The sequence below is a fragment of the Exiguobacterium sp. LL15 genome (genome assembly GCF_024436095.1).
Lineage (GTDB): Bacteria > Bacillota > Bacilli > Exiguobacteriales > Exiguobacteriaceae > Exiguobacterium_A > Exiguobacterium_A indicum.
The window spans coordinates 1,901,379-1,923,349 of record NZ_JANFNX010000001.1; the positions used below are offsets into that span (position 1 = coordinate 1,901,379).

The following is a 21,971-nucleotide window of genomic DNA, read 5'->3' on the forward strand; positions in this document are numbered from 1 at the left end:
GATACACCAAAAGACCGAAGCTCCTTAAAGGATGCCTCGGTCTTTTAATGATTGATACGGATATTCAGCTTCTTCTTTCGCACGATGGTAGACGCGGTATAACCAATAAGTCAGTAGTGCATAGACGACGATGACAAGAACAGCAGAAATGTAGCTTCCCATGCTATACGCTACCTTGAAGTTTCGAGTCGATGCGGATATACCGGATAACACGATCAACGTTGGGATGATAAGTCCTACAAATCTTACTTTGACTTTACCAAGCATTCGTTGCATAGCATATGCCGCGAGGATCACGAGTGTGATGACTATGATTTCCATTCCAATCCCTACTTTCACTAGAAGGTATTCCTAATTCTACCATCTACTGGTTTAAGAAGATACCGGGCGAGCTGGAATCGTTTCGTAGACCGACGTGAACGTCTCTTCCGTCCACCCCATGTGCCAGAAGAGTAACTCATAGTAACAACTAGTCACGAAATGACGTTTCATCCGCTCGCGTTCTGTCGGGCTCGCTTGCTCCGCCAGCGCATCAAGCCGTGCAATCTGTTCAAAGACGACCTTTTCAAACCATTCCGAGCTATACGTGTCGATCCATTGCTGATAGATTTTTTCTTCCGGTGTACACGTTAGTAATTGTTGCCCGACTTCATAATACAACCAGTAACATGGCAAGATGGCAGCAATCGTCTCACCGAGCGTTCCTTCACTCGCATGATGCATGTGCGAGACATACGCATATGCTGTCGGTGCCGGTTCAAATGCTTCAAGATCTGCTTCCGTAATACCGAGCGGCTCAAAAAATGATTGATGTAAGCTCAACTCTGCCTCGTAAGTCGAAGTCGCATGCTCGGCAAGTGTCGCAATCGTCGCGAAGTCGTCTGCTTTTGACGCTGCCTTCGCTTGAATCTTCGCAAAGTGTTTTAAGTAATAGGCATCCTGCATGACGTAATGCCGAAATTTCGAGAGCGGTAACGTCCCCTCCCCGATTCCTTGTACGAATGGGTGCGTAAAACTACTATCCCAATACGCTTGTGCCGCTTGTTTGATTTCTTGTGTGAATGTCATGATCTCATCCTCCTCGTTTAGTTATGAAACGAAAAAACACCACCCCGAAACACACGGGCATGGCGCAAGAAGAACAAGACTTGACGCCACTTCCCTCCGTAAGTACGAACTTAATCAGGTTCAAAGGGTCCGAACGTCTTCGTTCGTCTCAGTCGGTCTACCGACTCCCCTAGTGGTCATTATTCGATTCAAATTCACTATAGCATGCTGAAAACGGAAGTCAAGTTGTCTCCTTTTCGCTATACTATGGAGTGTCAGAAGACGGATATCGTCTCCATCTGCAGACCGATTCCGAACAGACATCGTTCCCGTACACTAAATTTAGTACCTGATACTATAATTCATTCTGTTACTTACAATTGGAGGATTTCATTATGCATACACCAACAAAAATCATGGCATCAGCCGTTATCGCTTCTGCTTTATTACTCCCAACAGCCGCATCCGCCGAACAAGTCGTCGATAAGACGATCGTCACACTCGGGGAGTCGCTCGGCGCAAAAGATAAAGCATGGGTGCTTTCACGTCTCAATGCACCGGAAGGGATCACACCGATCATCGCCACTTCTGCTGACGAGGAAAAATATCTCGGGAAAAACATCCCACAGTCGCAAAAAGGCGGCAACATGTATTCGTCGGCTAAAATCGAACTGACGGAAAAAGGAGATGGACTCTCCGTCTCGACGGAAAACATCACATGGGTGACGAAGGATATGTATCTCAACGCTCTCGTCACAGCGGGTGTCAAAGATGCCGACATCACGATTACTTCCCCTTACAAGGTGACCGGGACATCGGCACTGACAGGAATCATGAAGGCGTACGATCAAACTTCCGCTGAAACCGGGATAAAGTTAAGTGACAAACGCAAGGATTTAGCACAGCAAGAATTATCGGTCACATCAGACGTCGGGAAAACGGTCGGAACGGATAAGGTGGCTGACTTGATGAATGAGATTAAGGCTGAGATCGCCAATCAAAAACCGGAAACCAAAGTCGAAATCGAAAACCTGATCGTCCAAGTCATTCAAAACAACAATATCCAGTTGTCTGACGCACAAATGGACCGGCTGACGAATCTGTTCAATCAAATGGAGCAAGCGAACATCAACTGGGGACAAATCGAGAGTGGATTGAAAAATGCGGGACAAGACATCCACGCGTTCGCAACTTCAGAAGAAACGAAAGGATTTTTCGCTAAATTATTTGATGGACTCAGTGACTTCTTCAGTTCAATCGCGGGTGTGTTCAAATAATTCAGACTTCCGTAACTGACAAAAAAATAGTAAACTAGATGTATCTGAAACGAAAGGTGGTGTGAAAAGATGGACTTTGCCGCGTGCAAACACTGGTTGATGGAACAATTGTATCTGTTGCGCGCGATTTTTCATGGAATGGCGTTCTAAGGCACCCGTCTGCCCTTTTTTAGAACTTCATGATTGAAAAATACAGCAAAGCGCATCTTTCACACGTGATGGAGAGTGCTATTTGCGCTCTCCTTTTTTTGATGCGCGCGAAAGGATCGACTTACTATGATGATTTGCGACATTCAACACCTGACCAAACAATTCGGAGGCGAGACAATTTTAACGGATGTTTCCCTCTTCTTAAACGAACACGACCGTGTCGGTCTAATTGGACGAAACGGGAGTGGCAAGACGACATTACTCCGCTTGCTTGCTCGCCTTGAGCAACCGGACGGTGGTGTCATCTATCAAAAGAGCGGTTTGACGATCGGCTATTTGGAACAACTTCCTGTATATAGTGAGACGATGACCGGACTCGACGTCCTTTGGACAGCGTTTGAAGACATCCTCGCGATCCGTTCTCGGATGCAACAGTTGGAGCAAATGATGGCGACAGCACCAGAGAATCTTGATGCGTTACTCGCACGATATGCGGAAGCGACGAATGCGTTCGAACAAAAGGATGGCTATCTACTCGACTCGAAAATCGAGCGCATGGTGAACGGGTTACACCTTCGTCCGTTACTCACTCGTCCTTTCCACCAGTTGAGCGGTGGTGAACAGACGAAGATTTGTCTCGGTCGCATGTTACTCATGGAGCCAAATCTGCTCATTCTTGACGAACCGACGAACCATCTTGATTTAGCTGCCGTGGAATGGCTGGAGCAGTTCTTACGGGACTACACAGGAACCATCCTGCTCGTCTCTCACGACCGGGTCTTCTTAGACGCCGTCGTCACCTCGATCGTTGAACTCGAAGACGGTGAACTGACAGCCTATATAGGGAACTACAGCGCGTTCGTCGACGAGAGAGAACGCCGTCTGCTCGAACAGTTCCACGCCTACCAAGAGCAACAGAAAAAAATAAAGAAAATGAAGGAAGCGATTCGTCGACTCCGGCAATGGGCAAACGAAGCGTCTCCACCGAGTGAGAAATTATTCCGTAAAGCAAAATCAATGGAACGAGCACTCGAGCGGATCGAACGGATTAAACGACCACAACTCGAAGCCAAAACCGCTGATGTCTCCTTCTCTTCCACTGATCACACGAGCCAAGTCGTCTTTCGCGCTGAAGAACTCTCGTTTGCTTACGGAACCCACCACATTTTTGATGACGTCTCGTTCGAGATCATGGCACAGGATCGGATCGCGATTGTCGGAACGAATGGAAGCGGAAAATCGACGTTGCTCTCACTGCTGCTTGACGAATTATCACCAGACGCAGGCACACTCACGCGTGGACCATCGAATCGGATCGGTTTCCTGTCCCAGCATGCCCATTTCGAAGAGGACGCGCGGTTAATCGACTGGTTTAGAGACCGGATTGCCGTTCCAGAAGCGGAAGCCCGCCATATCCTTGCCCGGTTCCTGTTCTTTGGACCAACTGTCTTTCGGTCCATTTTGTCACTGAGCGGAGGCGAGCGGGTGCGATTGCAACTCGCCGTCCTCGTTCATTCGTCGATTAACGTCTTGATTCTCGATGAGCCGACGAATCATTTAGATATTGAATCAAGAGAGACACTCGAAGAAGCACTCGAGAATTTTTCTGGTACATTGATTGCCGTCTCACACGATCGCTATTTCTTGAATCGTCTTTTCTCGAGAATCATTTGGCTTGACCGCCAAATTACTTCGTATGCTGGAAGCTATGCTTACGCAGTGGAGAAACGACAAGCCGTTCGTGCCACACCACCTCAAATAAATCATGAGAAGAAATCGAGTATTTCAAAGCGTTCGAATGCGCCTGCGAAAGAACAGTCCATCGAACAACAAATTGAAGAGCTAGAATTTCAAGTCGTACATCTTGATGCCATTCTCTCTCATGTATCCGAGGAAGAAGAATGGATGACGGTCGAGATGAAAAAAGAAGCATTGTTACAAAAAATTGAAGGTTTGTATGAGCGCTTAATTCTAGAAACTTGAACTAACATGATTAGTCCTCCTTTGACTCGGGAAAATAGGAACAGATACGTCAAAGGAGGAATTCATCTTGTCTCAAGCCATGTTGATCATCAACCCGTCTTCTGGAAAAGAACTCGGAAAAAAACACGCGACTCTCGCTGAAGAGACGCTTGCTACTCGCTTTGAAACCGTCGACGTCCGGTTTACGGAAAAAGAACACGATGCGACGGAATTCGCGCGTCATGCCGCCCAGTCTAATTACGACGCTGTCATCGCCATGGGAGGTGACGGAACGGTCAATGAAGTCATCACCGGAATCGCCGAGCAACCGCATCGGCCAACACTCGGGATCGTCCCACTCGGAACGGTCAATGACTTATCGCGCGCATTACACATCCCGACGGATCCCGAAGAGGCGATCCAGATTCTAGCTGATGCCCCTGCCCGACCGCTCGATATCGGTAAATATGATGACCATTACTTCATGAACGTCATCGCTGTTGGTCTGATTGCAGAAGCCGTCGAGGAGGTCAGTGTCGAACAAAAAACGTCACTCGGATCGGTCGCTTATTTCATTGAAGGTCTAAAAGCCTTCAAGGATCATAGTCCCTATCCGATTGAAATTGATTCTGCTGAGAAACAATTCGATGGAGAAGCACACTTGTTGATTATCGCCTTGACGAATTCCGTTGGTGGGTTCGAATCGTTTGCAGAAGACGCAAAAGTCGATGATGGACTGCTACATGGGTTCATCATTACGAAGCTTGGATTCTTTGATGCGCTCCAAGCATTACCCAAACTCATCACGGGTGGATTATCAAAAGCCGATCAAATCGAACACTTCACGACGACACGTGTCGAAATTCGCTCGAAAGAAGAATTGCCGATTAATGCCGATGGGGATACAGCAGGTCATGTTCCCGTGACTGTCGAGGTACTCCCACAACATTTGACTGTGTTTTCACCCTCTTCCATTGAATAACAGTATAGGTTTCATAGAAAAAAGAACTGACTCTTCGTCAGTTCTTTTTTACTTATTAATCCATTACAATATATGTTAATAACGCATAATTTTGAAATACATTTGAAATATTTTTGTGTTATTGACGATGCTATAATCATCTCAGGCGAAAAATCATTCCCTAAAATAAATAAATATACATAAAATCTTACAATTTTGTAATGATCCGTTCTGTCGCTTCAGATTTTTAAGGAGGAAATACACTCAATGAAACGTTTACTTACAACAATGACAATGACAGCTTTGGTAGTTTCAGGTTTTGCAACAACGAGTGCTTCGAAAGTTGAAGCTGCAACGACATATAAGGTAAAGGTCACAGCGGACGGGCTTCGTGTCCGTACAGGTCCATCAACGGCTTATAAAATCGTCGGTAGCGTCAATACAGGACAGACATTCAATTATCTCGGTGTTTCCGGTTCATGGACGAAAATTTCGTACGGCGGCGCATCACGCTATGTTTCTTCTACATATGTTAAAAAGTACAGTACGACGACTTCGTCAAAGGCAACGACTGGTTTCTCACGTCCAGCAAGTGGTCCAATCACGCAAGGATATGGTGCTGCGAGTGGCGTTTACGGTTATACGTTCCATAACGGCATCGATATCGGTGCTCCAACAGGAACACCTGTCTATGCATCGGCTGCCGGTAAAGTCATCACATCCCGTTATTACGGCGCATACGGAAATCATGTCATGATGACACATACGGTGAACGGTATCCAGTACACGACAGTATATGCACACTTGAACAGTCGCTCTGTCTCAGTCGGACAAACGATTGCTAAAGGATCGAAAATCGGTACGATTGGTGCGACAGGTAACGCATTCGGTGCGCATCTCCACTTCGAAATGCATCGTGGTCCATACGTCTACAGCGGAACGTCTGCTGCAAACAGTGTCAATCCACTCAATTACTTCAACTAAGCTTGATTCACCGGACTTCTCTCCATGAGAAGTCCGGTTTTGTGTTTCAGATGAAATCTCCTAACAGGAGTGGTACGGTATGATTATGAGTCTAATCCACAACGGAGGCGAAACCCATGAAACGAACGATCCCTCTTCTTTTATCAGCGACGTTTGGTGTGACGTTACTTGCCGGATGTCAAGATCAGCCGACACCTGAAGAACGTCTTGATGCCTACATCAAACTTTGGGAAAAACAAGATTACGATAAAATGTATACGTACGCGAGTACGGCTACTAAAAAAGAATATGGTAAAAAAGAATTCATCGACCGGACAAAACAGTTGTCGAAAACACTTGATATCAAAAAGTTATCCGTCGAGCGAAAAAAAGCAGAGGAAGCAACGGATGACGAAAAAGCGTCCCTTCCCGTACAAATCTCCTTTGATACGGTTGCAGGAGCCGTTGCTTATGATAAACAAGTCCCGTTAACATTCGAGAAACAAGGAGAAACGGAAAACTGGTTCATTGACTGGGACTCTTCGTTTGTTCTAAAAGACTTTAAGAAAGAAGATAAAGTTCAGTTACAAACCGTAGAAGGAAAACGCGGTGATTTACTTGATGCGAACGATAAACCGCTCGCGACCTCTGGTAAAGGATATGCTGTCGGCGCAACTGCAGGACAACTTAAAGATGTCGCACAAGTTGCCGAGTTGCTCGATCGCCCGACCTCATCGGTCGAAGATTCCTTAAAAGCAAGTTGGGTCAAGGACGGACAATTCGTTCCGCTCAAAACACTGACCGACGAAGCAACGGTTGCGAAATTGCGTGACATTCCAGGTATCAGCGTTAAAGAGACGGAAGTCCGAACATATCCACTCGGGAAGGCCGCTTCACACTTGATCGGTTATATCGGTTCGGCGACAGCAGACGAGATTAAAGAATCAAAAAATAAAATCCAAGCTGGCGAACAGATTGGGAAACGGGGTCTCGAACAAGTCCTTGATGATCGCTTACGCGGTAAAGCCGGAGCTTCGATCATTCTACAAAAGAAAGACGGATCAAGCGTCACCGTCGCTGAAACGAAACCGTCGGATGGTGAGGACATCCCGTTGACGATTGATGCTACGCTTCAGAAAAAGACGTATGACACGATGAAAGAAGATCCAGGAACGGCATCGGCAATCGATCCGCGGACTGGTGAGACACGTGTCTTACTCAGCTCCCCTGGCTTTGATCCTTCTGAATTCATGTCAGGGATCTCGCAAGCGCGACTCGATGAATTGACGCAGGATCCGGATCAACCATTGTTGAACCGATTCACGAGTGCTTTCGCACCCGGTTCGACTCAAAAACCCCTAACGGCCGCGGTTGGTTTAAAGAGTGGAACACTCGACCCGGAAAAAGCCTATACGATCAATGGACTGAAAAATAAGATCGATGGTTTTAACGTCACGCGGATTCACGAGACGCCAGCACCCGTTAATCTGCACAATGCGCTCGTTTATTCAGACAACATCTATTTCGCCCGCTCCACACTCGAACAGGTCGGAACGAAGGCGTTCACGTCTGGACTTGAAGCCCTCGGCTACGGAGAGAAGCTACCGTTTGCGTATCCGTTACGCGCTTCTCAAATCTCAAACGACGGGACGATTGCTTCAGATGGACAGCTGATGGATACGTCCTACGGACAAGGACAGATGCTGACGAACATTCTACATCTAGCGTCGATGTATGAAATTTTCCTGACTGACGGAACAATCTATCGTCCGACCCTTTTACAAGAGGAAAAAACGAAGCAAGTCTTTAAAAAGGATCTACTGGATGCGAAAGACGCGATGATGATTCGCGATGATCTTTATGACGTCGTCCATAACGGTTATACGCTCCCAGCTGACATCAAGGAAGTCGATGTTGCCGGTAAGACCGGAACGGCAGAATTGAAAAAAGCAGGCGAAACCGATGGAAAAGAGAATGGCTTCTTTGTCGGTTACGACAACGACAAAAAAGATCTTCTCGTTGCCATCATGATCGAATCGGTCGAAAAAGAAGATCGTGGCAGTCCGTATGTATCGGGACTCGTCGCCGAAGTACTCAAACAAAATCGATGATCGGAGTGATTACTTGATGATCCGCACGAGCCGTACTTCAGACCTCCCTGTCCTGCTTTCTTTGACGGCAGAGACGTTCGAGCATCATAAGCGGTTATCGTCTCATTTTCATCCGGATGTTTTGACGCCATACACGCTCGAGTCATTAGGACAAATGCTCGATTCAGAACAACACCTCTGTCTGACGGCACTCAACGGAGACGACATCACCGGTTACTTGTTTGGTAAGTGGACAGCGCCAACAGCCAATCGATTCACGCCTGTCCGGATCTTGAACATCACTGACGTCGGTGTCAACGCTTCCAATCGTTCATCCGGAATTGGTCGCCAGTTAATGCAGGCGGCAGAAGAACTCGCGCTCGAGCGAGGTGTTGCTGCGGTTCGATTGAACGTCTGGGCGGTCAACGATCGTGCCGCCACATTTTATGAGGAACTCGGATTCGAACCACTGTATACGAGCTTGCAGAAGTCGCTCGTTCAACAGTGACATCTATACGAAAAAGAAGCTGACTCAAAAAAAGAATGACGCGTCTTTTCACACCCTTTCCTCAGGTGAGACACAAGCCATCTTTCCTGCTTCATTCAAGCAGAAAAGCGGGTCTTGTTCGTCTCTAACAGCGCATAAATGCGCCTGATCCTGTAAGAGTGGTGTGTGACGCGTCATTCTTTTTGTTACGAGATAAGGGTGGCAGATCATCATTCTGCCACCCTTATCTTTGTATAGACTGACTTTTGAGTCAGGTCCTTTTTATTAATGCGACGGCGTCGTCGCAAGACGTGCTGCCATCAACTGTTGAATTGTTTCTCGATCGTTCTGATGCAGTAAATCGACGATTTTACTGCCGACGATGACCCCCGAGACTGGGCGGCTCAATTGTTTGACGTGTTCCGGTGTACTGATCCCGAACCCGGCAAGGACTGGTACTGGACTATTTGCTGCGACGTTCGCTAAGTGGTCTTCAAGCGCCGTATCAAACGTCGTCTGTCCACCTGTCGTTCCGTTGACCGTGACCGCATAGAGGAATCCTTCACTTTTATCGGCAATCTTTTGAATCCGCTCCATCGGACTCGTCAAGGAGACGAGCTGGACGAGCGCGATGTCCGATTTGTCCTCTTGCTCGAAAAACTGTTCGCTCTGCTCAAGCGGCAAATCAGGAATGATCAGTCCATCGACCCCGACTTTGCGACATGTCGCTAGAAACGCCGTTAATCCGTAGCGGAAAATCGGATTTAAGTACGTCATCAAGACGACAGGAACATCGACGGTCTGACGAGCAACGCGAACTGCCTCGAGGACATCCTTCAGTCCAACGTTCGCTTCTAGCGCCCGGAGTCCCGCTTCTTGAATGACTGGACCGTCAGCGACAGGATCCGAAAACGGAACACCGACTTCAATCGCTGTCGCTCCGGATTCAGCGAGAAACGACAGGATTTCCGGGAGTTGATCAATCCCTCCGTCTCCCCCCATGACGTACGGAATGAAGGCTTTCTCCCCTTTGCTCGTAACGGTACGAATGGCTGTTTCTAATCGCATCACGCTTCCCCCTTTAGTGCGTTTCTGACAGTGACGACGTCTTTATCGCCCCGGCCTGATAAGCAGATGACGAGAATCTCTTCCTTGTCCATCTCTGCCGCGAGTTGAGTCGCGTAGGCAATCGCGTGTGCCGACTCAAGTGCCGGGATGATTCCCTCCTTGCGGCTCAACAACTGGAGTGCTTCGAGTGCTTGTTCATCGGTCACCGCTTCATATTGGACACGACCGATATCTTTTAGCAAGCTATGCTCCGGTCCGACACCCGGGTAATCGAGTCCAGCTGAGATCGAATGCGCTTCTTGTACTTGACCATGCGCATCCTGTAAGAGATACATCATCGAGCCGTGCAAGACACCGACCTCTCCTTTTGTCATCGTCGCTGCGTGTTTCTCTGTGTCGATTCCGCTGCCCGCCGCTTCAATGCCATACAATTTTACATCTGTATCATCGATGAACGGGTGGAACATCCCGATCGCATTACTACCGCCGCCGACACAAGCGACGATCGCCTCTGGTAGACGCCCCTCTTTTTCGATGATTTGGCGTCGTGTCTCTTTTCCGATGACTGCTTGGAAATCACGGACGAGTTGCGGGAATGGGTGGGGTCCGAGAACAGAACCCATCAAGTAATGCGTATCTTCGACATGTTTGACCCAGTAACGGAGTGCTTCATTGACGGCATCTTTGAGTGTCCGACTGCCCTGTGTGACCGGGATGACGGTTGCTCCAAGTAACTCCATCCGGAAGACGTTCAATTCTTGACGACGGACGTCCTCTTCTCCCATGAAGATGACACACTCGAGATCGAGTAAGGCACAGACCGTCGCTGTCGCGACACCGTGTTGTCCTGCCCCTGTCTCAGCAACGATTTTTCGTTTCCCCATCCGTTCAGCCAGTAACGCTTGACCGATCGTATTGTTGATTTTATGGGCACCGGTATGGTTCAAGTCTTCTCGTTTCAAATAGATCTTTGCGCCACCGATCGTTTGCGTCAAATGTTCGGCAAAATAAAGTGGTGTTTCACGTCCGACGTATTCTTTCAATAATTCGTCCATCCGCGCTTGAAACGCTGGATCTTCTTTTACGGTTGCGTAAGCTTCTTCGAGTTCGATCACTGCGTGCATCAATGTTTCCGGGATGTAGCGCCCTCCGTATTTACCGTATTGTCCGAGTGTATCCGGTTGTGCGTAGCTCATGCTTCTCTCTCCTTTACGGCATCTGCGAATGCCTGCATTTTGATGGGATCTTTCCGTCCATCCGTCTCGATGCCACTTGAGACATCGACGGCGAACGGGTGATATCGTTTGATTGCTTCTCCGACGTTTCCTGCTGTCAAGCCACCGGCAATGAATAGTGGACGATCGGCTTGAATGTCTCGTGACCAGTCGAATGTCTCGCCACTTCCAGCAACCGGTGCGTCGACGAGCAAATACTCCGTCTGTTGCTCTATTTCTGCGATGTTCGTCACCGGAATCGCTTGAATGACGGGAACTGGTATCTCTCCGTCCGGAATGACACCATGAATTTGGACGAGATCTAGCGCGACTTGTTCGACGGCGTCGGTCACCTGCTGATAGGTCGGGGAGACGAAGACACCGACGACCTGGACCGTACTCGGAATGTCGCGTCTAAGACGCGCCGCCTCTTCTAGCGTGACCTGTCGTTTGCTTTTAGCAAAGACGAAGCCGATGTAGTCCGCTAAGCGAACTGCCGCTTCGACATGTTCTCTTTCCCGGAGACCACAGAACTTAATCCGTGTCATACGCGAACGCCACTCACTTCTCGAATGAAGACTTGTGGATCGTCTGCCCGCATCAACGTCTCACCTACGAGGATCCCGTCTGCACCGGCAGCGTGTAATCGCTGTGCTTCCTCGACTGTCTTGATGCCACTCTCGCTGATATACCGGACGTCCGGTTGTTTTTGTTCGAGTAATCCGACCGATGTCTGTAAATCGACTTCGAACTTTTTCAAGTTGCGGTTGTTGATGCCAATGATTTGCGCACCGATCGCCTCTGCCCGGCGTAACTCCTCTTCGTCATGGACTTCGACTAAGACCTCAAGTCCTTCCGCGTAAGCATATGCATACAAGTCAGCAAGCGTCTCCTGCTCGAGAGCGGCGACGATCAGGAGAATCAACCGTGCCCCATGTGCTTTTGCCCGGTCAATTTGAATCCGATCAATCATGAAATCCTTACAAAGCACCGGGATGTCGACTGCTGCAGCGACTGCCGCTAAATCGTCCATCGATCCTTTGAAGTACGTCTCGTCCGTCAAGACAGAGATGACAGTCGCCCCACTCGCTTCATATTGTTTGGCCTGAGCGATGACGTCGACGTCGAGTGCGATGGCCCCTTTTGATGGCGACGCTCGCTTGATTTCCGCGATGACGGATAAATCCGCTCCGGCTAGTCGTTGCTTAATCGACGGCTTCAATGCCTCCCGATCAATCCGTTCGACACCAGTTAATTTTAATTGCAGGACTTCTGTCCGTTTCGTTTCGATGATGCGATCTAAGATATTCATCCGATTGCTTCCTCCCGTGTCATTTGTCGTAATTGATTCAATCGTTCCATCGCCCGTCCTGAGTCGATGCTATCTGCTGCTAAGGCGATCCCTTCTTCGATCGTCTTCGCCCGATTTGCTGCAAAGAGGGCAATTCCGGCATTGAGTAGGACCGTGTCGCGATAAGCGCCATGCTCGCCACCAAGGACTTGCAGTAAAATCGTCGCATTCTCCTGTGCACTACCTCCACGGATCGCTTCAAGCGGTGCGGTCTTCAGTCCGACTTCCTCCGGGTGAAGACTGAAGCGAATCAGTTCACCTTCGTCGAGTAAGACAAGTTGATTCGTTCCGGCAAGAGACGCTTCATCCATTCCGTTGGCACCATGTAAGACGATTGCTCGCTTCCGTCCGAGTCGGTGCAATGTCAACGCCATTGTCTCAAGCATATCTTCTCGGTAAATTCCTAATAGTTGTGTCTTGAGCGGAACCGGATTCGTCAACGGTCCGATCAAGTTAAAGATCGTTGGAATCCGCAGATCGCGTCGGACCTTCATGATTTGCTTGACGCGTGGGTGCATCCGTTGCGCAAACAAGAAGGCGATTCCGTTCGACTCGAGCTGTTCTGCTAAACGTTCTGGTGTCGTATCAAGTGAAACCCCGAGTGCTTCGAGCACATCAGCGCTGCCTGTTTTACTTGAGACACTCCGATTTCCGTGCTTTGCGACTTTCATGCCGGCACCGGCTAGAACGAAGGCGGCTGTCGTACTGATGTTGAACGATTGTGAGCCGTCGCCTCCCGTGCCGCAGTTATCCATGAAATCGCCGGTGACCGGAATGTCGAGGGCGACCTCGCGCATGATCGAAGCGAGACCGGCTAGTTCTTCTGCAGTCTCCCCTTTTGCTTTCAATGCGACGAGAAAAGCGGCAATTTCGCTATCGGTCACGTCTTCCGCAAACAGTTCGCGTGCTGCCTGTTGCATTTCTTCATATCGTAAATGTTTTGCTTCTGCTAATTTCAATAACGTCTCTTTCATCGTTCGTCACTCCTTTGTCAATTCAATGAATCGTTTAATCATCTGCTGTCCTTGTGGTGTTCCGACAGATTCCGGATGGAACTGGATTCCGAAGGTCGGATGCGTCCGGTGCTCGAGTGCCATGATCGTCCGGTCATCCGTTTCTGCTGTGATGACGAGCTCCGTCGGTAAGTCGTTGCGAGCGACGATCAGCGAATGATAGCGCATGACCTCTAACGTTTCCGTCATGTCGTCGAAGAGTTGTCCCGATTGTCGGATCATCGATGTCTTTCCGTGCATGATGACCGGTGCTTCGACGACGCGTCCTCCGAATGCTTCGCCGATTGCCTGATGTCCGAGACAGACACCGAGAATTGGTACTTGACCCGATAATTGACGAATTAGATCGATGCAGATGCCAGCGTCAGCCGGGCGACCGGGACCGGGTGAAAGGATGATGCCGTCTGGTTTCATCTCGCGTAGTTCTTCGATGCTGACCGCATCGTTTCGAATGACGTGAACGTCCGTATAAACGGATGCGTATTGGTATAGGTTATAGGTAAAAGAATCATAATTATCAATTAGGACGATCATTTCCAAACCTCCAGTAGTGATTTCGCTTTGTGTAACGTCTCCTGGTACTCGAGGCGTGGAATCGAGTCGTAGACGATGCCAGCTCCTGCTTGAACAGAAGCGACACCATCCTTGATCACCATCGTCCGGATAGCGAGGGCAAAATCCATATTCCCCCGAACATCGAAATAGCCGACCGCCCCGGCATATACTTCTCGTTTCACCTGCTCGTACTGGTCGATCAACTGCATCGCTCGGATTTTCGGAGCTCCCGTGACCGTCCCTGCCGGTAGACAAGAGACGAGTGCGTCTGCTCCAGTCTTCCCGTCTGCTAACGTACCTTCAACGACCGAGACGAGATGCATAACGTTCTTGAATCGTTCGATTTGCATGAATCGCGTCACCTCGACGGTACCAATTTGGCAAATCCGTCCTAAGTCGTTGCGTCCAAGATCGACAAGCATTCGATGTTCCGCTCGTTCCTTCTCGTCGTGCAGCAACTCTTCTGCTAACCGTCCATCTTCCTCTTTCGTCTTCCCCCGGCGGCGTGTACCGGCAATCGGATTCGTCGTCACGCGATTCCCTTTGACTTGGACCAAACTTTCCGGGGAGGCCCCGAGTACGATTGCTTCGCCTAAGTCGATATAGAAGAGATAAGGGCTCGGATTGTCCTTGCGGAGCTTCCGATAAAATTGGAACGGATCACCTGAGAACGTCGCATCAAGTCGTTGCGAGAGAACCAGTTGGAAGACGTCGCCTTGGCGGATGTGTCTCTTCGCTTGTTCGACGAGTCCTTCAAACGTCTCTTGATCCATTAACGGTTCATAGACGACATCCCGGAGTGGACGCTCGATGTCCGTTCGCTCCCGTGGTTGCTCAAGTTGCGCTTTCCGTTCTGCTAAACGTTGACGTAATTCATCACGATCAGTGATGCCACCAAGTGACGTTTGAATCAAATGAACACGATGCTCGAGATGATCGAACAGGATGATTTGGTCGTATACGGCGAGCAGCGCGTCCGGTAGTTGGCGCGTTTGTTCCGGAACCGCTCCGAGCGTTTCATAGGCGCGCATCATGTCGTAACCGACATATCCGATCCCACCCGCTAAAAACGGAAGGTCTTCTTCAACTCCACCCCGGAGGATCATCTGTTGCATCAGTCGTACTGGATCACCCGTTTCCTGCGTCAATCGACCTGTCGTCAACTGTTCCCGCGTCACGGTCCGTCCCTCTGCGCGAATCATCTCCACCGGATCAACACCGATAATCGAATACCGTCCTTGATCCGTATGCGCAGAACTTTCAAGCAAACATTTCTGTGTTCCGCTCAGTTGTTGAAAAATCATGATTGGTGTCATCTCGTCGCCGTTTAGTTCAAGTTGTTCGATAATAAGTGTGTCTGTCTGAACCATCCCTGTTCGCCTCCTGGAATATAAAAAAGTCCCCCACACAGCGTATGCTGCATGGAGGACGATTATCTCGCGGTGCCACCTCTCGATTGGAACGGTTCGACCGTTCCCACTCTGTCTGATGCGTCTAATAAGAGACATCATAGCCTACGATAACGGGGGCATCCGTCGCGACCTACTTCTTCGTTCAGCCACGCTCTCATGAGACCATTCACGAAACCTCGCCGTACGGAAGTCGCACCATTCTTCCGCTCTCTGAAACGCCGATGTTGTCTCGCTACTTAACTCACTCTACGATTTGTTCGATTCGATTGTATACGAAAAGGGTCTTCTCGCCCATTCATGTAGAACATGAAGGACGGGAAGACCCGCGGTACCACCTTCGTTGACGATGCTGACACCGTCCCCTTTGAAACGAACCGGACCGTTGTCCTGATTCGTCGACCCCGATAACGGGAGGAACCCGTCAGAGCCTACTACCCATTGAAGGGATTCGGTCTGAAGCTCAGAAGGCCATTCGCTTGTTGCCCGATACTGATTCGCACCACCCATCAGCTCTCTTGAATCGTTTCACAAGTTACTTCTCTTCGTCTTTGCTATCGTGTGTTGAATTGATTCTTATATTACGATGCTTCTTCTTCCCTGTCAACTGGAAAAACTCAGTATAAGGAAAGTTGGTTCGGATCAATCGATTCGAGCGCTTGTTTGACAGTTTGTAGGAACTGTCCGGCAACGAGTCCGTCGAGCACCCGGTGGTCGATTGACATACAGAGGTTGACCATGTCGCGTGCTGCAAACATGCCGTTCACCCAAACTGGACGTTTGACGATTGATTCAACGGATAGAATCGCCGCCTGCGGGAAGTTAAGGATCGGTGCTGATTGGATTGAACCGAATGAGCCCGTATTGTTAACCGTAAACGTCCCGCCCTGCATCTCTGCAGACGACAACGTGCCGGCTTGTGCCCGTTTCCCGAAGTCATCAATCGCGCGTGCGATCCCCTTGATGCTTAGTTCATCCGCATTCTTGACGACTGGTACGAACAGAGCGTCCTGCGTCGCGACAGCAAGTGATAGGTTGATCGCTTTCTTTTGAATGATCTTATCTCCCGCCCATGTCGAGTTCATGATTGGATGTTTCTTCAATCCTTCGACTGTCGCCTTCATGAAGAATGGTAAGAACGTCAATTTGACCCCTTCTTGTTTGAAGAACGCATCTTTATGACGATTACGTGCTTCGACCAAGTTCGTGACATCGACTTCGATCATCAACCAAGCATGTGGCGCTTCGTGCTTCGCGCGAACCATGTTCGAAGCGATTGCTTGACGCACACCGGCAGTCGGAATCTCGATGTCGCCTGTTTCCGTCGGTTGTGGTGCAATGACCGGACGTTTTGGTGCGGGTGGTGCTTCTGCCGGAGGCGCTACCGGAGCCGCTACCGGAGCCGCTTGCGCTTCCGGTTTTGGTTCCGTTGCTTGTGGTGTCGGGATCGATCCAGACTCGATCAATTTCAAGAGATCTTTCCGGGTAATCCGGCCGCCCGCTCCCGTTCCCGTCACTTGTTCAAGATCAATGCCGTGTTCGCCTGATAATTTCAAGACCGCTGGTGAATAGCGTTTTTTCATCGATGTATCAGCCGACGTCGTCTCTTCGACAGCTGGCACTTCTTGTTCGGTCGCCGCGACTTCCGTTGATCCACCGCTGACTTGCATCGTGACGATCGCGTCACCGACTTGCAACGTATCGCCTTCTTCTGCAAGTAGTTTTTCAATCACACCATCAAACGAAGATGGGACTTCTGCCGTTACCTTATCGGTAATGACTTCTGCAATCGGATCATATTTTTTGACAGTATCGCCCGGTTTGACGAGCCACATCGAAATCGTTCCTTCAGTAACACTTTCCCCGAGTTGTGGCATCGTAAGTGTTTCAGTCTTCATCGGTCAGTTCCCCCTTAGTATGCGTGTAACGTCCGGATTTTATCTTCAATTTTCTCGCTTGAGATGTTGAAGAACTTCTCCATCGTCGGAGCGTATGGCATCGCTGGGACGTCTGGACCACAGAGTCGTTCGATTGGTGCATCGAGATCGAACAATGCTTCTTCTGCAATGATCGCCGACACTTCACTCATGACGCTACCTTCTTTATTGTCTTCCGTGACGAGCAAGACTTTCCCCGTCTTTTTCGCTGCTTCGACGACTGCTTCGCGGTCGATTGGATAGACGGTCCGCAAGTCAAGGATGTGGACATCGATTCCGTCTTTTTCAAGGCGTGTTGCTGCCTCAAGTGCCATATGAACACATAGTCCGTAAGTGATGATCGTCACGTCTTCACCCTCACGCTTGACGTCTGCTTTACCGATTTCGACCGTATAGTCGCCTTCAGGAACATCCCCTTTTAACAGACGATAGCCTCGTTTGTGCTCAAAGAACAAGACCGGATCATTCGAACGAATCGCTGCCTTTAGCAATCCTTTTGCGTCATATGGATTCGATGGGATGACAATTTTCAGACCAGGCGTCGAGTTGAACATCGCTTCGACCGACTGAGAATGATAAAGTGCCCCGTGAATACCGCCGCCGAACGGTGCGCGGATGACGATCGGACACGTCCAGTCATTGTTCGAACGGTACCGAATCTTCGCTGCTTCACTGACGATTTGGTTGACCGCTGGCATGATGAAGTCAGCGAATTGCATTTCAGCAATCGGGCGCATGCCGTACATCGCAGCTCCGATTCCGACACCAGCAATCGCACTCTCAGCGAGCGGTGCATCGATGACCCGTTCTTCTCCGAATTGTTCGAGCAATCCTTGTGTCGCCCGGAAAACACCACCACGGACACCGACGTCTTCGCCGAGGATGAAGACAGACTCGTCGCGTTCCATCTCTTCTTTGATTGCACTATTGATCGCTTCGATTAAACTTAACGTCGTCATTTCGTTTCCTCCTCGTCGTACACGTAACGTAATGCATTTTCTGGCGCATCGTAAGCTGCTGCTTCCGCATAAGCCGTTGCTTCGTCGACTTCTTTCTCCATCGCTTGTTCGATTTCAGTCGCTGATTCTTCCGTCAGGACGCCCATTTCAATCAAACGCGCACGGAAGAGTTTGATCCCGTCACGTGCTTTTAAGGCATCGAGTTCTTCAGCAGAACGGTACGATTTATCGTCATCATCGGATGAGTGTGGCACGAGGCGTTCGACTTCAACTTCGATCAAGGTCGGACCTTCTCCCCGTAATCCGCGCTCACGTGCTTCCTTGACGACCTTATAGACAGCGAGTGGATCGATGCCATCTACCGTATAGCCAGGCATTCCGTAGCCGATTGCCCGATCAGCGACGTGTTTCGCTGACAGCTGTTTTGAGAGAGGTGTCGAGATCGCGTATTTATTGTTTTCACAGAACAAGATGACCGGGAGCTTATGAATTCCGGCGAAGTTCGCCCCTTCATGGAAGTCTCCTTGGTTTGAAGAGCCCTCTCCGAACGAGACGTAAGCAACGAGTGGTTCCTTACGCATCTTCGCAGCAAGTGCGATCCCGACAGCATGTGGGACTTGTGTCGTGACCGGACTTGAACCCGTGACGATGTTCAAGGCACGTGAACCGTAGTGTCCTGGCATTTGACGACCACCTGAGTTCGGATCTTCTGCCTTTGCGAATGCCGACAGCATGATATCGCGTGACGTTTGACCAAAGTGCAAGACGACGCCTAAATCACGGTAATACGGCAAAATGTAGTCCGTTCCTTTTTCAAGGGCGAACGCTGCACCGACTTGAGCCGCTTCTTGTCCTTGACATGAGACGAGGAAGGGAATTTTACCCGCTCGGTTCAACTTCCACATCCGTTCGTCGATCTTCCGCGCACGGACCATCGTTTCGAACATCTGAATCGCGTCCTGTTCCGTTAATCCGAGTTCTACTAATTCTTTGAATTCTATTTTTTCCATCCGTAATTCCTCCTTAGGCGTGAACCGCGAGTCCGTCGACTGCAAGTGCTGCTTCACCGAATGCTTCTGACAAGGCCGGGTGCGGATGCACGAGCTGTCCGACTTCCCATGCCGTTGCATTGAGTACGAGCGCTAATCCACCTTCACTGATCAGTTCCGTTGCTTTTGGTCCGACGATGTGAACGCCGACGAGATCATCTGTCTTCGCATCGGAGACGAGCTTGATGAAGCCTGCCGCTTCTCCTTCGATCCGCGCTTTCCCTAATCCGTTGAACGAGAAGCTTCCGACCTTAACGTCCATTCCGGCACGTTTCGCTTCGTCTTCCGTCAAACCGACCGATGCCGCTTCCGGTACGCTGTAGATACAACGTGGTACGAACGCATATTCAAGTGGTGTCGTCGTTCCGTGGACGATCGCCTCGACCGCTTTGACACCTTCTGCTGACGCGACGTGCGCCAGTTGTAAGCGACCGATGACATCTCCGATCGCATAGATATGTTGATCCTTCGTCCGGAAATGGTCATCTACTTGGATGAAGCCATTTTCGACGACGATATTCGTGTTTTCGATCCCGATGCCTTCGACGTTCGCCATTCGACCGATCGCGACGAGCAACTTATCCGCTTCAAGCGTCGTTTGTTCTCCATTACGGTCAATCGCGATCGAGACACCGTCTTCTGACATCCGGAATGTGTCACTTTGTGCAGCTGCGCCGGTATGAATCTTGACGCCCCGCTTTTTCAGTTGACGGGCGACTTCACGACTGACTGCCGCATCTTCCGTCGGTAAAATCCGATCGCTGAATTCAACGACCGTTACTGCGACGTCAAAATCCGTCAACATCGATGCCCATTCGACACCGATGACGCCACCACCAATGATGACGATCGATTTTGGCAAATCTGCCATATCGAGTGCATCATCCGAACTGAGGACATACTCTGAATCAAAAGCAAGTCCGTTCAATGGACGTGGACGTGACCCTGTCGCGACGATCAATTGACGCGGAAGGATCAACTCACCTTCGCCTTCTTCCGGTTCGACGCTGATCGTTCCCGGCATCGGTGAAAAGATACTTGGTCCAAGAATCGAACCCCGACCATGAAAGACTTCAATCTTTGCTTTTTTCATCAGGTGCTGAATGCCTGCTTCTAATCCATCTACGATCTCTTGTTTACGTTGTTTGACCTGTTCGAATCGTAAAAACGATTCCGGTACGTCCACGCCATATGTAGCAGCGTGTTTGACCGTCTGATAGACTGCTGCTGATTTCAAAAAGGCTTTAGATGGGATACAGCCACGATGTAAGCATGTCCCGCCTAATTTTCCTTGTTCTACGATTGCTACCGACTTCCCAGCTTGTGCCGCACGGATCGCGGCGACATATCCACCGGGTCCACCACCTAGGACAACGACGTCGAATTCTCTAGCCATGTTGGTTCGCCTCCATATTCCTTAACTTCCTCTTCTCCACGTAAGACACGCAACACTCCTTCTGCGAGCGCCTGCAACTCATCTTCACCAGGACTACGCACGACTTGACCGAGGTGGGCGATGCGTTCTTCGATCGCACGCGTCAACCGATCACTATAGGCAAGTCCGCCTGTTAGAATGATCGCGTCGATCTGACCGAACAAGACGGCACTTTGACCAGCGATCTCTTTTGCGATCCGGTACGCCATCGCGTCATATAACAATGCCGCTTTTTCGTCGCCTTCCTCAATCCGGCGCTCGATCTCGATCGCGTCAAACGTACCCAAGTGCGCGACAAGTCCGCCTGACCCAACGACCAGACGCTTCATCTCTTCAAGTTTATACTTGGTACTATAACATAGTTCTACTAGTTGACCAACAGGTAGCGATCCGCTTCGTTCTGGCGAAAACGGTCCTTCTCCATCGAGTCCGTTGTTGACATCGATGACACGCCCCTCTTGGTGCGCACCGACCGTAATGCCGCCGCCCATGTGTGCGATGATCAGACGCAGTTCCTCATATGGACGCCCGATTTCCTTCGCGTACCGCTTCGCGACAGCTTTTTGATTCAAGGCATGGAAAATACTCTTTCGTTCAAGTTCAGGTAAGCCTGTAATTCGCGCAATCGGCTCAAGTTCGTCAACGACGACTGGATCAACGATGAACGATGGGATATCGAGTGTCCGAGCAATCTCATCCGCGAGGAGTCCGCCGAGGTTCGATGCATGGACGCCAAAAATACCGCTGAGTAAGTCTTCTCGCATTTCTCGATTGACGGCATACGTACCACTGACGAGCGGTCGGAGTAGTCCTCCGCGACCCACGACTGCAGTAAGCGCTTTCAAATCAATCTGCTCTTCAGCCAATACTTCGAGTAACACATGACGACGCATCTCCAGCTGCGCTGGAAGCGGTCCTCCGACCGCCTCCGCTGGATGGCGTAACGTCTTCGTGAACACCTGGTTCGCCCCTTCGAAGATACCGATCTTCGTCGACGTCGAACCGGGATTAATCGTTAAAATACGTTCGCTCATGGATATCCTC

Annotated in this window: 20 protein-coding genes, 1 riboswitch and 2 other annotated features; of the genes, 6 read left to right on the forward strand and 14 right to left on the reverse strand. The window is 49.8% G+C overall.

What is annotated here, in order from left to right; genetic code table 11:
* Positions 1–24: 24 nt before the first annotated feature.
* The gene (locus NOM72_RS09965; protein ID WP_058712931.1) at positions 25–321 is read right to left on the reverse strand and encodes a hypothetical protein; all 297 of its coding nucleotides are present in this window, start codon (positions 319–321) and stop codon (positions 25–27) included.
* 51 nt (positions 322–372) lie between these two features.
* On the reverse strand, positions 373–1,068 hold the full coding sequence (gene tenA, locus NOM72_RS09970; RefSeq protein ID WP_255999114.1) for a thiaminase II: 696 nt from the start codon (positions 1,066–1,068) through the stop codon (positions 373–375).
* 74 nt (positions 1,069–1,142) lie between these two features.
* Positions 1,143–1,249: riboswitch (TPP riboswitch) on the reverse strand.
* A gap of 193 nt (positions 1,250–1,442) precedes the next feature.
* On the opposite strand from tenA, the gene NOM72_RS09975 reads away from it, so the two are divergent.
* The 6 genes from NOM72_RS09975 (at position 1,443) to NOM72_RS10000 (ending at position 8,958) form a co-directional block, all read left to right on the forward strand.
* Positions 1,443–2,324, forward strand: coding sequence for a DUF1002 domain-containing protein (locus tag NOM72_RS09975; protein WP_255999115.1), 882 nt, complete (start codon positions 1,443–1,445; stop codon positions 2,322–2,324).
* Between the two features lie 279 nt (positions 2,325–2,603).
* On the forward strand, positions 2,604–4,457 hold the full coding sequence (gene abc-f / locus NOM72_RS09980) for a ribosomal protection-like ABC-F family protein (RefSeq protein ID WP_255999117.1): 1,854 nt from the start codon (positions 2,604–2,606) through the stop codon (positions 4,455–4,457).
* 67 nt (positions 4,458–4,524) lie between these two features.
* Positions 4,525–5,418 (forward strand): diacylglycerol/lipid kinase family protein, encoded by an 894-nt coding sequence (locus NOM72_RS09985; protein WP_035398267.1) that lies wholly within the window; start codon positions 4,525–4,527, stop codon positions 5,416–5,418.
* Between the two features lie 246 nt (positions 5,419–5,664).
* Positions 5,665–6,381: a M23 family metallopeptidase gene (locus tag NOM72_RS09990; protein ID WP_023467606.1), complete on the forward strand. Its 717-nt coding sequence runs from the start codon at positions 5,665–5,667 to the stop codon at positions 6,379–6,381.
* 116 nt (positions 6,382–6,497) lie between these two features.
* Complete coding sequence (locus NOM72_RS09995; RefSeq protein WP_255999119.1) at positions 6,498–8,471, forward strand: penicillin-binding transpeptidase domain-containing protein; 1,974 nt, start codon at positions 6,498–6,500, stop codon at positions 8,469–8,471.
* 16 nt (positions 8,472–8,487) lie between these two features.
* Positions 8,488–8,958 (forward strand): GNAT family N-acetyltransferase, encoded by a 471-nt coding sequence (locus tag NOM72_RS10000; protein ID WP_255999121.1) that lies wholly within the window; start codon positions 8,488–8,490, stop codon positions 8,956–8,958.
* A 264-nt stretch (positions 8,959–9,222) separates the two neighbouring features.
* Here the strand turns inward: NOM72_RS10000 and trpA are convergent, their stop codons facing one another.
* From trpA to buk, 12 genes are all read right to left on the reverse strand, one after another.
* Positions 9,223–10,005, reverse strand: a complete 783-nt coding sequence (trpA, locus tag NOM72_RS10005; protein ID WP_055966839.1) for a tryptophan synthase subunit alpha — start codon at positions 10,003–10,005, stop codon at positions 9,223–9,225.
* Positions 10,005–11,201, reverse strand: coding sequence for a tryptophan synthase subunit beta (trpB, locus tag NOM72_RS10010; protein ID WP_023467602.1), 1,197 nt, complete (start codon positions 11,199–11,201; stop codon positions 10,005–10,007). The genes trpA and trpB overlap by 1 nt, the downstream gene beginning before the upstream one ends.
* Positions 11,198–11,767 (reverse strand): phosphoribosylanthranilate isomerase, encoded by a 570-nt coding sequence (locus NOM72_RS10015; protein WP_058265120.1) that lies wholly within the window; start codon positions 11,765–11,767, stop codon positions 11,198–11,200. Before NOM72_RS10015 ends, trpB begins: the two co-directional genes overlap by 4 nt.
* Positions 11,764–12,531, reverse strand: a complete 768-nt coding sequence (gene trpC / locus NOM72_RS10020) for an indole-3-glycerol phosphate synthase TrpC (RefSeq protein ID WP_041255028.1) — start codon at positions 12,529–12,531, stop codon at positions 11,764–11,766. Before trpC ends, NOM72_RS10015 begins: the two co-directional genes overlap by 4 nt.
* Entirely contained in the window at positions 12,528–13,544 is a 1,017-nt protein-coding gene (gene trpD / locus NOM72_RS10025) for an anthranilate phosphoribosyltransferase (RefSeq protein ID WP_255999129.1), read from the reverse strand. The genes trpC and trpD overlap by 4 nt, the downstream gene beginning before the upstream one ends.
* A 6-nt stretch (positions 13,545–13,550) precedes the next feature.
* Complete coding sequence (locus NOM72_RS10030) at positions 13,551–14,117, reverse strand: anthranilate synthase component II (RefSeq protein ID WP_035398279.1); 567 nt, start codon at positions 14,115–14,117, stop codon at positions 13,551–13,553.
* Positions 14,114–15,508, reverse strand: a complete 1,395-nt coding sequence (trpE, locus tag NOM72_RS10035; RefSeq protein WP_055966843.1) for an anthranilate synthase component I — start codon at positions 15,506–15,508, stop codon at positions 14,114–14,116. The genes NOM72_RS10030 and trpE overlap by 4 nt, the downstream gene beginning before the upstream one ends.
* 51 nt (positions 15,509–15,559) lie before the next feature.
* Positions 15,560–15,808, reverse strand: a binding site (T-box leader).
* 48 nt (positions 15,809–15,856) lie between these two features.
* Positions 15,857–16,108 (reverse strand) — a binding site (T-box leader).
* Between the two features lie 56 nt (positions 16,109–16,164).
* Positions 16,165–17,445, reverse strand: a complete 1,281-nt coding sequence (locus tag NOM72_RS10040; protein WP_255999135.1) for a dihydrolipoamide acetyltransferase family protein — start codon at positions 17,443–17,445, stop codon at positions 16,165–16,167.
* A gap of 14 nt (positions 17,446–17,459) precedes the next feature.
* Positions 17,460–18,443: an alpha-ketoacid dehydrogenase subunit beta gene (locus NOM72_RS10045; protein ID WP_023467596.1), complete on the reverse strand. Its 984-nt coding sequence runs from the start codon at positions 18,441–18,443 to the stop codon at positions 17,460–17,462.
* The gene (locus NOM72_RS10050) at positions 18,440–19,453 is read right to left on the reverse strand and encodes a thiamine pyrophosphate-dependent dehydrogenase E1 component subunit alpha (RefSeq protein WP_023467595.1); all 1,014 of its coding nucleotides are present in this window, start codon (positions 19,451–19,453) and stop codon (positions 18,440–18,442) included. Before NOM72_RS10050 ends, NOM72_RS10045 begins: the two co-directional genes overlap by 4 nt.
* Positions 19,454–19,466: 13 nt before the next feature.
* Positions 19,467–20,888, reverse strand: coding sequence for a dihydrolipoyl dehydrogenase (gene lpdA / locus NOM72_RS10055; protein WP_255999136.1), 1,422 nt, complete (start codon positions 20,886–20,888; stop codon positions 19,467–19,469).
* Positions 20,858–21,961, reverse strand: coding sequence for a butyrate kinase (gene buk / locus NOM72_RS10060; protein ID WP_087679920.1), 1,104 nt, complete (start codon positions 21,959–21,961; stop codon positions 20,858–20,860). The genes lpdA and buk overlap by 31 nt, the downstream gene beginning before the upstream one ends.
* Positions 21,962–21,971 lie beyond the last annotated feature (10 nt).

What these genes read in the sequence shown, in the direction of transcription:
- NOM72_RS09965 (WP_058712931.1), bottom strand. Translation starts at nt 321, where the DNA reads ATGGAAATCATAGTCATCACACTCGTGATCCTCGCGGCATATGCTATG.
- tenA (WP_255999114.1), bottom strand. Translation starts at nt 1,068, where the DNA reads ATGACATTCACACAAGAAATCAAACAAGCGGCACAAGCGTATTGGGAT.
- NOM72_RS09975 (WP_255999115.1), top strand. Translation starts at nt 1,443, where the DNA reads ATGCATACACCAACAAAAATCATGGCATCAGCCGTTATCGCTTCTGCT.
- abc-f (WP_255999117.1), top strand. Translation starts at nt 2,604, where the DNA reads ATGATTTGCGACATTCAACACCTGACCAAACAATTCGGAGGCGAGACA.
- NOM72_RS09990 (WP_023467606.1), top strand. Translation starts at nt 5,665, where the DNA reads ATGAAACGTTTACTTACAACAATGACAATGACAGCTTTGGTAGTTTCA.
- NOM72_RS09995 (WP_255999119.1), top strand. Translation starts at nt 6,498, where the DNA reads ATGAAACGAACGATCCCTCTTCTTTTATCAGCGACGTTTGGTGTGACG.
- NOM72_RS10000 (WP_255999121.1), top strand. Translation starts at nt 8,488, where the DNA reads ATGATCCGCACGAGCCGTACTTCAGACCTCCCTGTCCTGCTTTCTTTG.
- trpA (WP_055966839.1), bottom strand. Translation starts at nt 10,005, where the DNA reads ATGCGATTAGAAACAGCCATTCGTACCGTTACGAGCAAAGGGGAGAAA.
- trpB (WP_023467602.1), bottom strand. Translation starts at nt 11,201, where the DNA reads ATGAGCTACGCACAACCGGATACACTCGGACAATACGGTAAATACGGA.
- NOM72_RS10015 (WP_058265120.1), bottom strand. Translation starts at nt 11,767, where the DNA reads ATGACACGGATTAAGTTCTGTGGTCTCCGGGAAAGAGAACATGTCGAA.
- trpC (WP_041255028.1), bottom strand. Translation starts at nt 12,531, where the DNA reads ATGAATATCTTAGATCGCATCATCGAAACGAAACGGACAGAAGTCCTG.
- trpD (WP_255999129.1), bottom strand. Translation starts at nt 13,544, where the DNA reads ATGAAAGAGACGTTATTGAAATTAGCAGAAGCAAAACATTTACGATAT.
- NOM72_RS10030 (WP_035398279.1), bottom strand. Translation starts at nt 14,117, where the DNA reads ATGATCGTCCTAATTGATAATTATGATTCTTTTACCTATAACCTATAC.
- trpE (WP_055966843.1), bottom strand. Translation starts at nt 15,508, where the DNA reads ATGGTTCAGACAGACACACTTATTATCGAACAACTTGAACTAAACGGC.
- NOM72_RS10040 (WP_255999135.1), bottom strand. Translation starts at nt 17,445, where the DNA reads ATGAAGACTGAAACACTTACGATGCCACAACTCGGGGAAAGTGTTACT.
- NOM72_RS10045 (WP_023467596.1), bottom strand. Translation starts at nt 18,443, where the DNA reads ATGACGACGTTAAGTTTAATCGAAGCGATCAATAGTGCAATCAAAGAA.
- NOM72_RS10050 (WP_023467595.1), bottom strand. Translation starts at nt 19,453, where the DNA reads ATGGAAAAAATAGAATTCAAAGAATTAGTAGAACTCGGATTAACGGAA.
- lpdA (WP_255999136.1), bottom strand. Translation starts at nt 20,888, where the DNA reads ATGGCTAGAGAATTCGACGTCGTTGTCCTAGGTGGTGGACCCGGTGGA.
- buk (WP_087679920.1), bottom strand. Translation starts at nt 21,961, where the DNA reads ATGAGCGAACGTATTTTAACGATTAATCCCGGTTCGACGTCGACGAAG.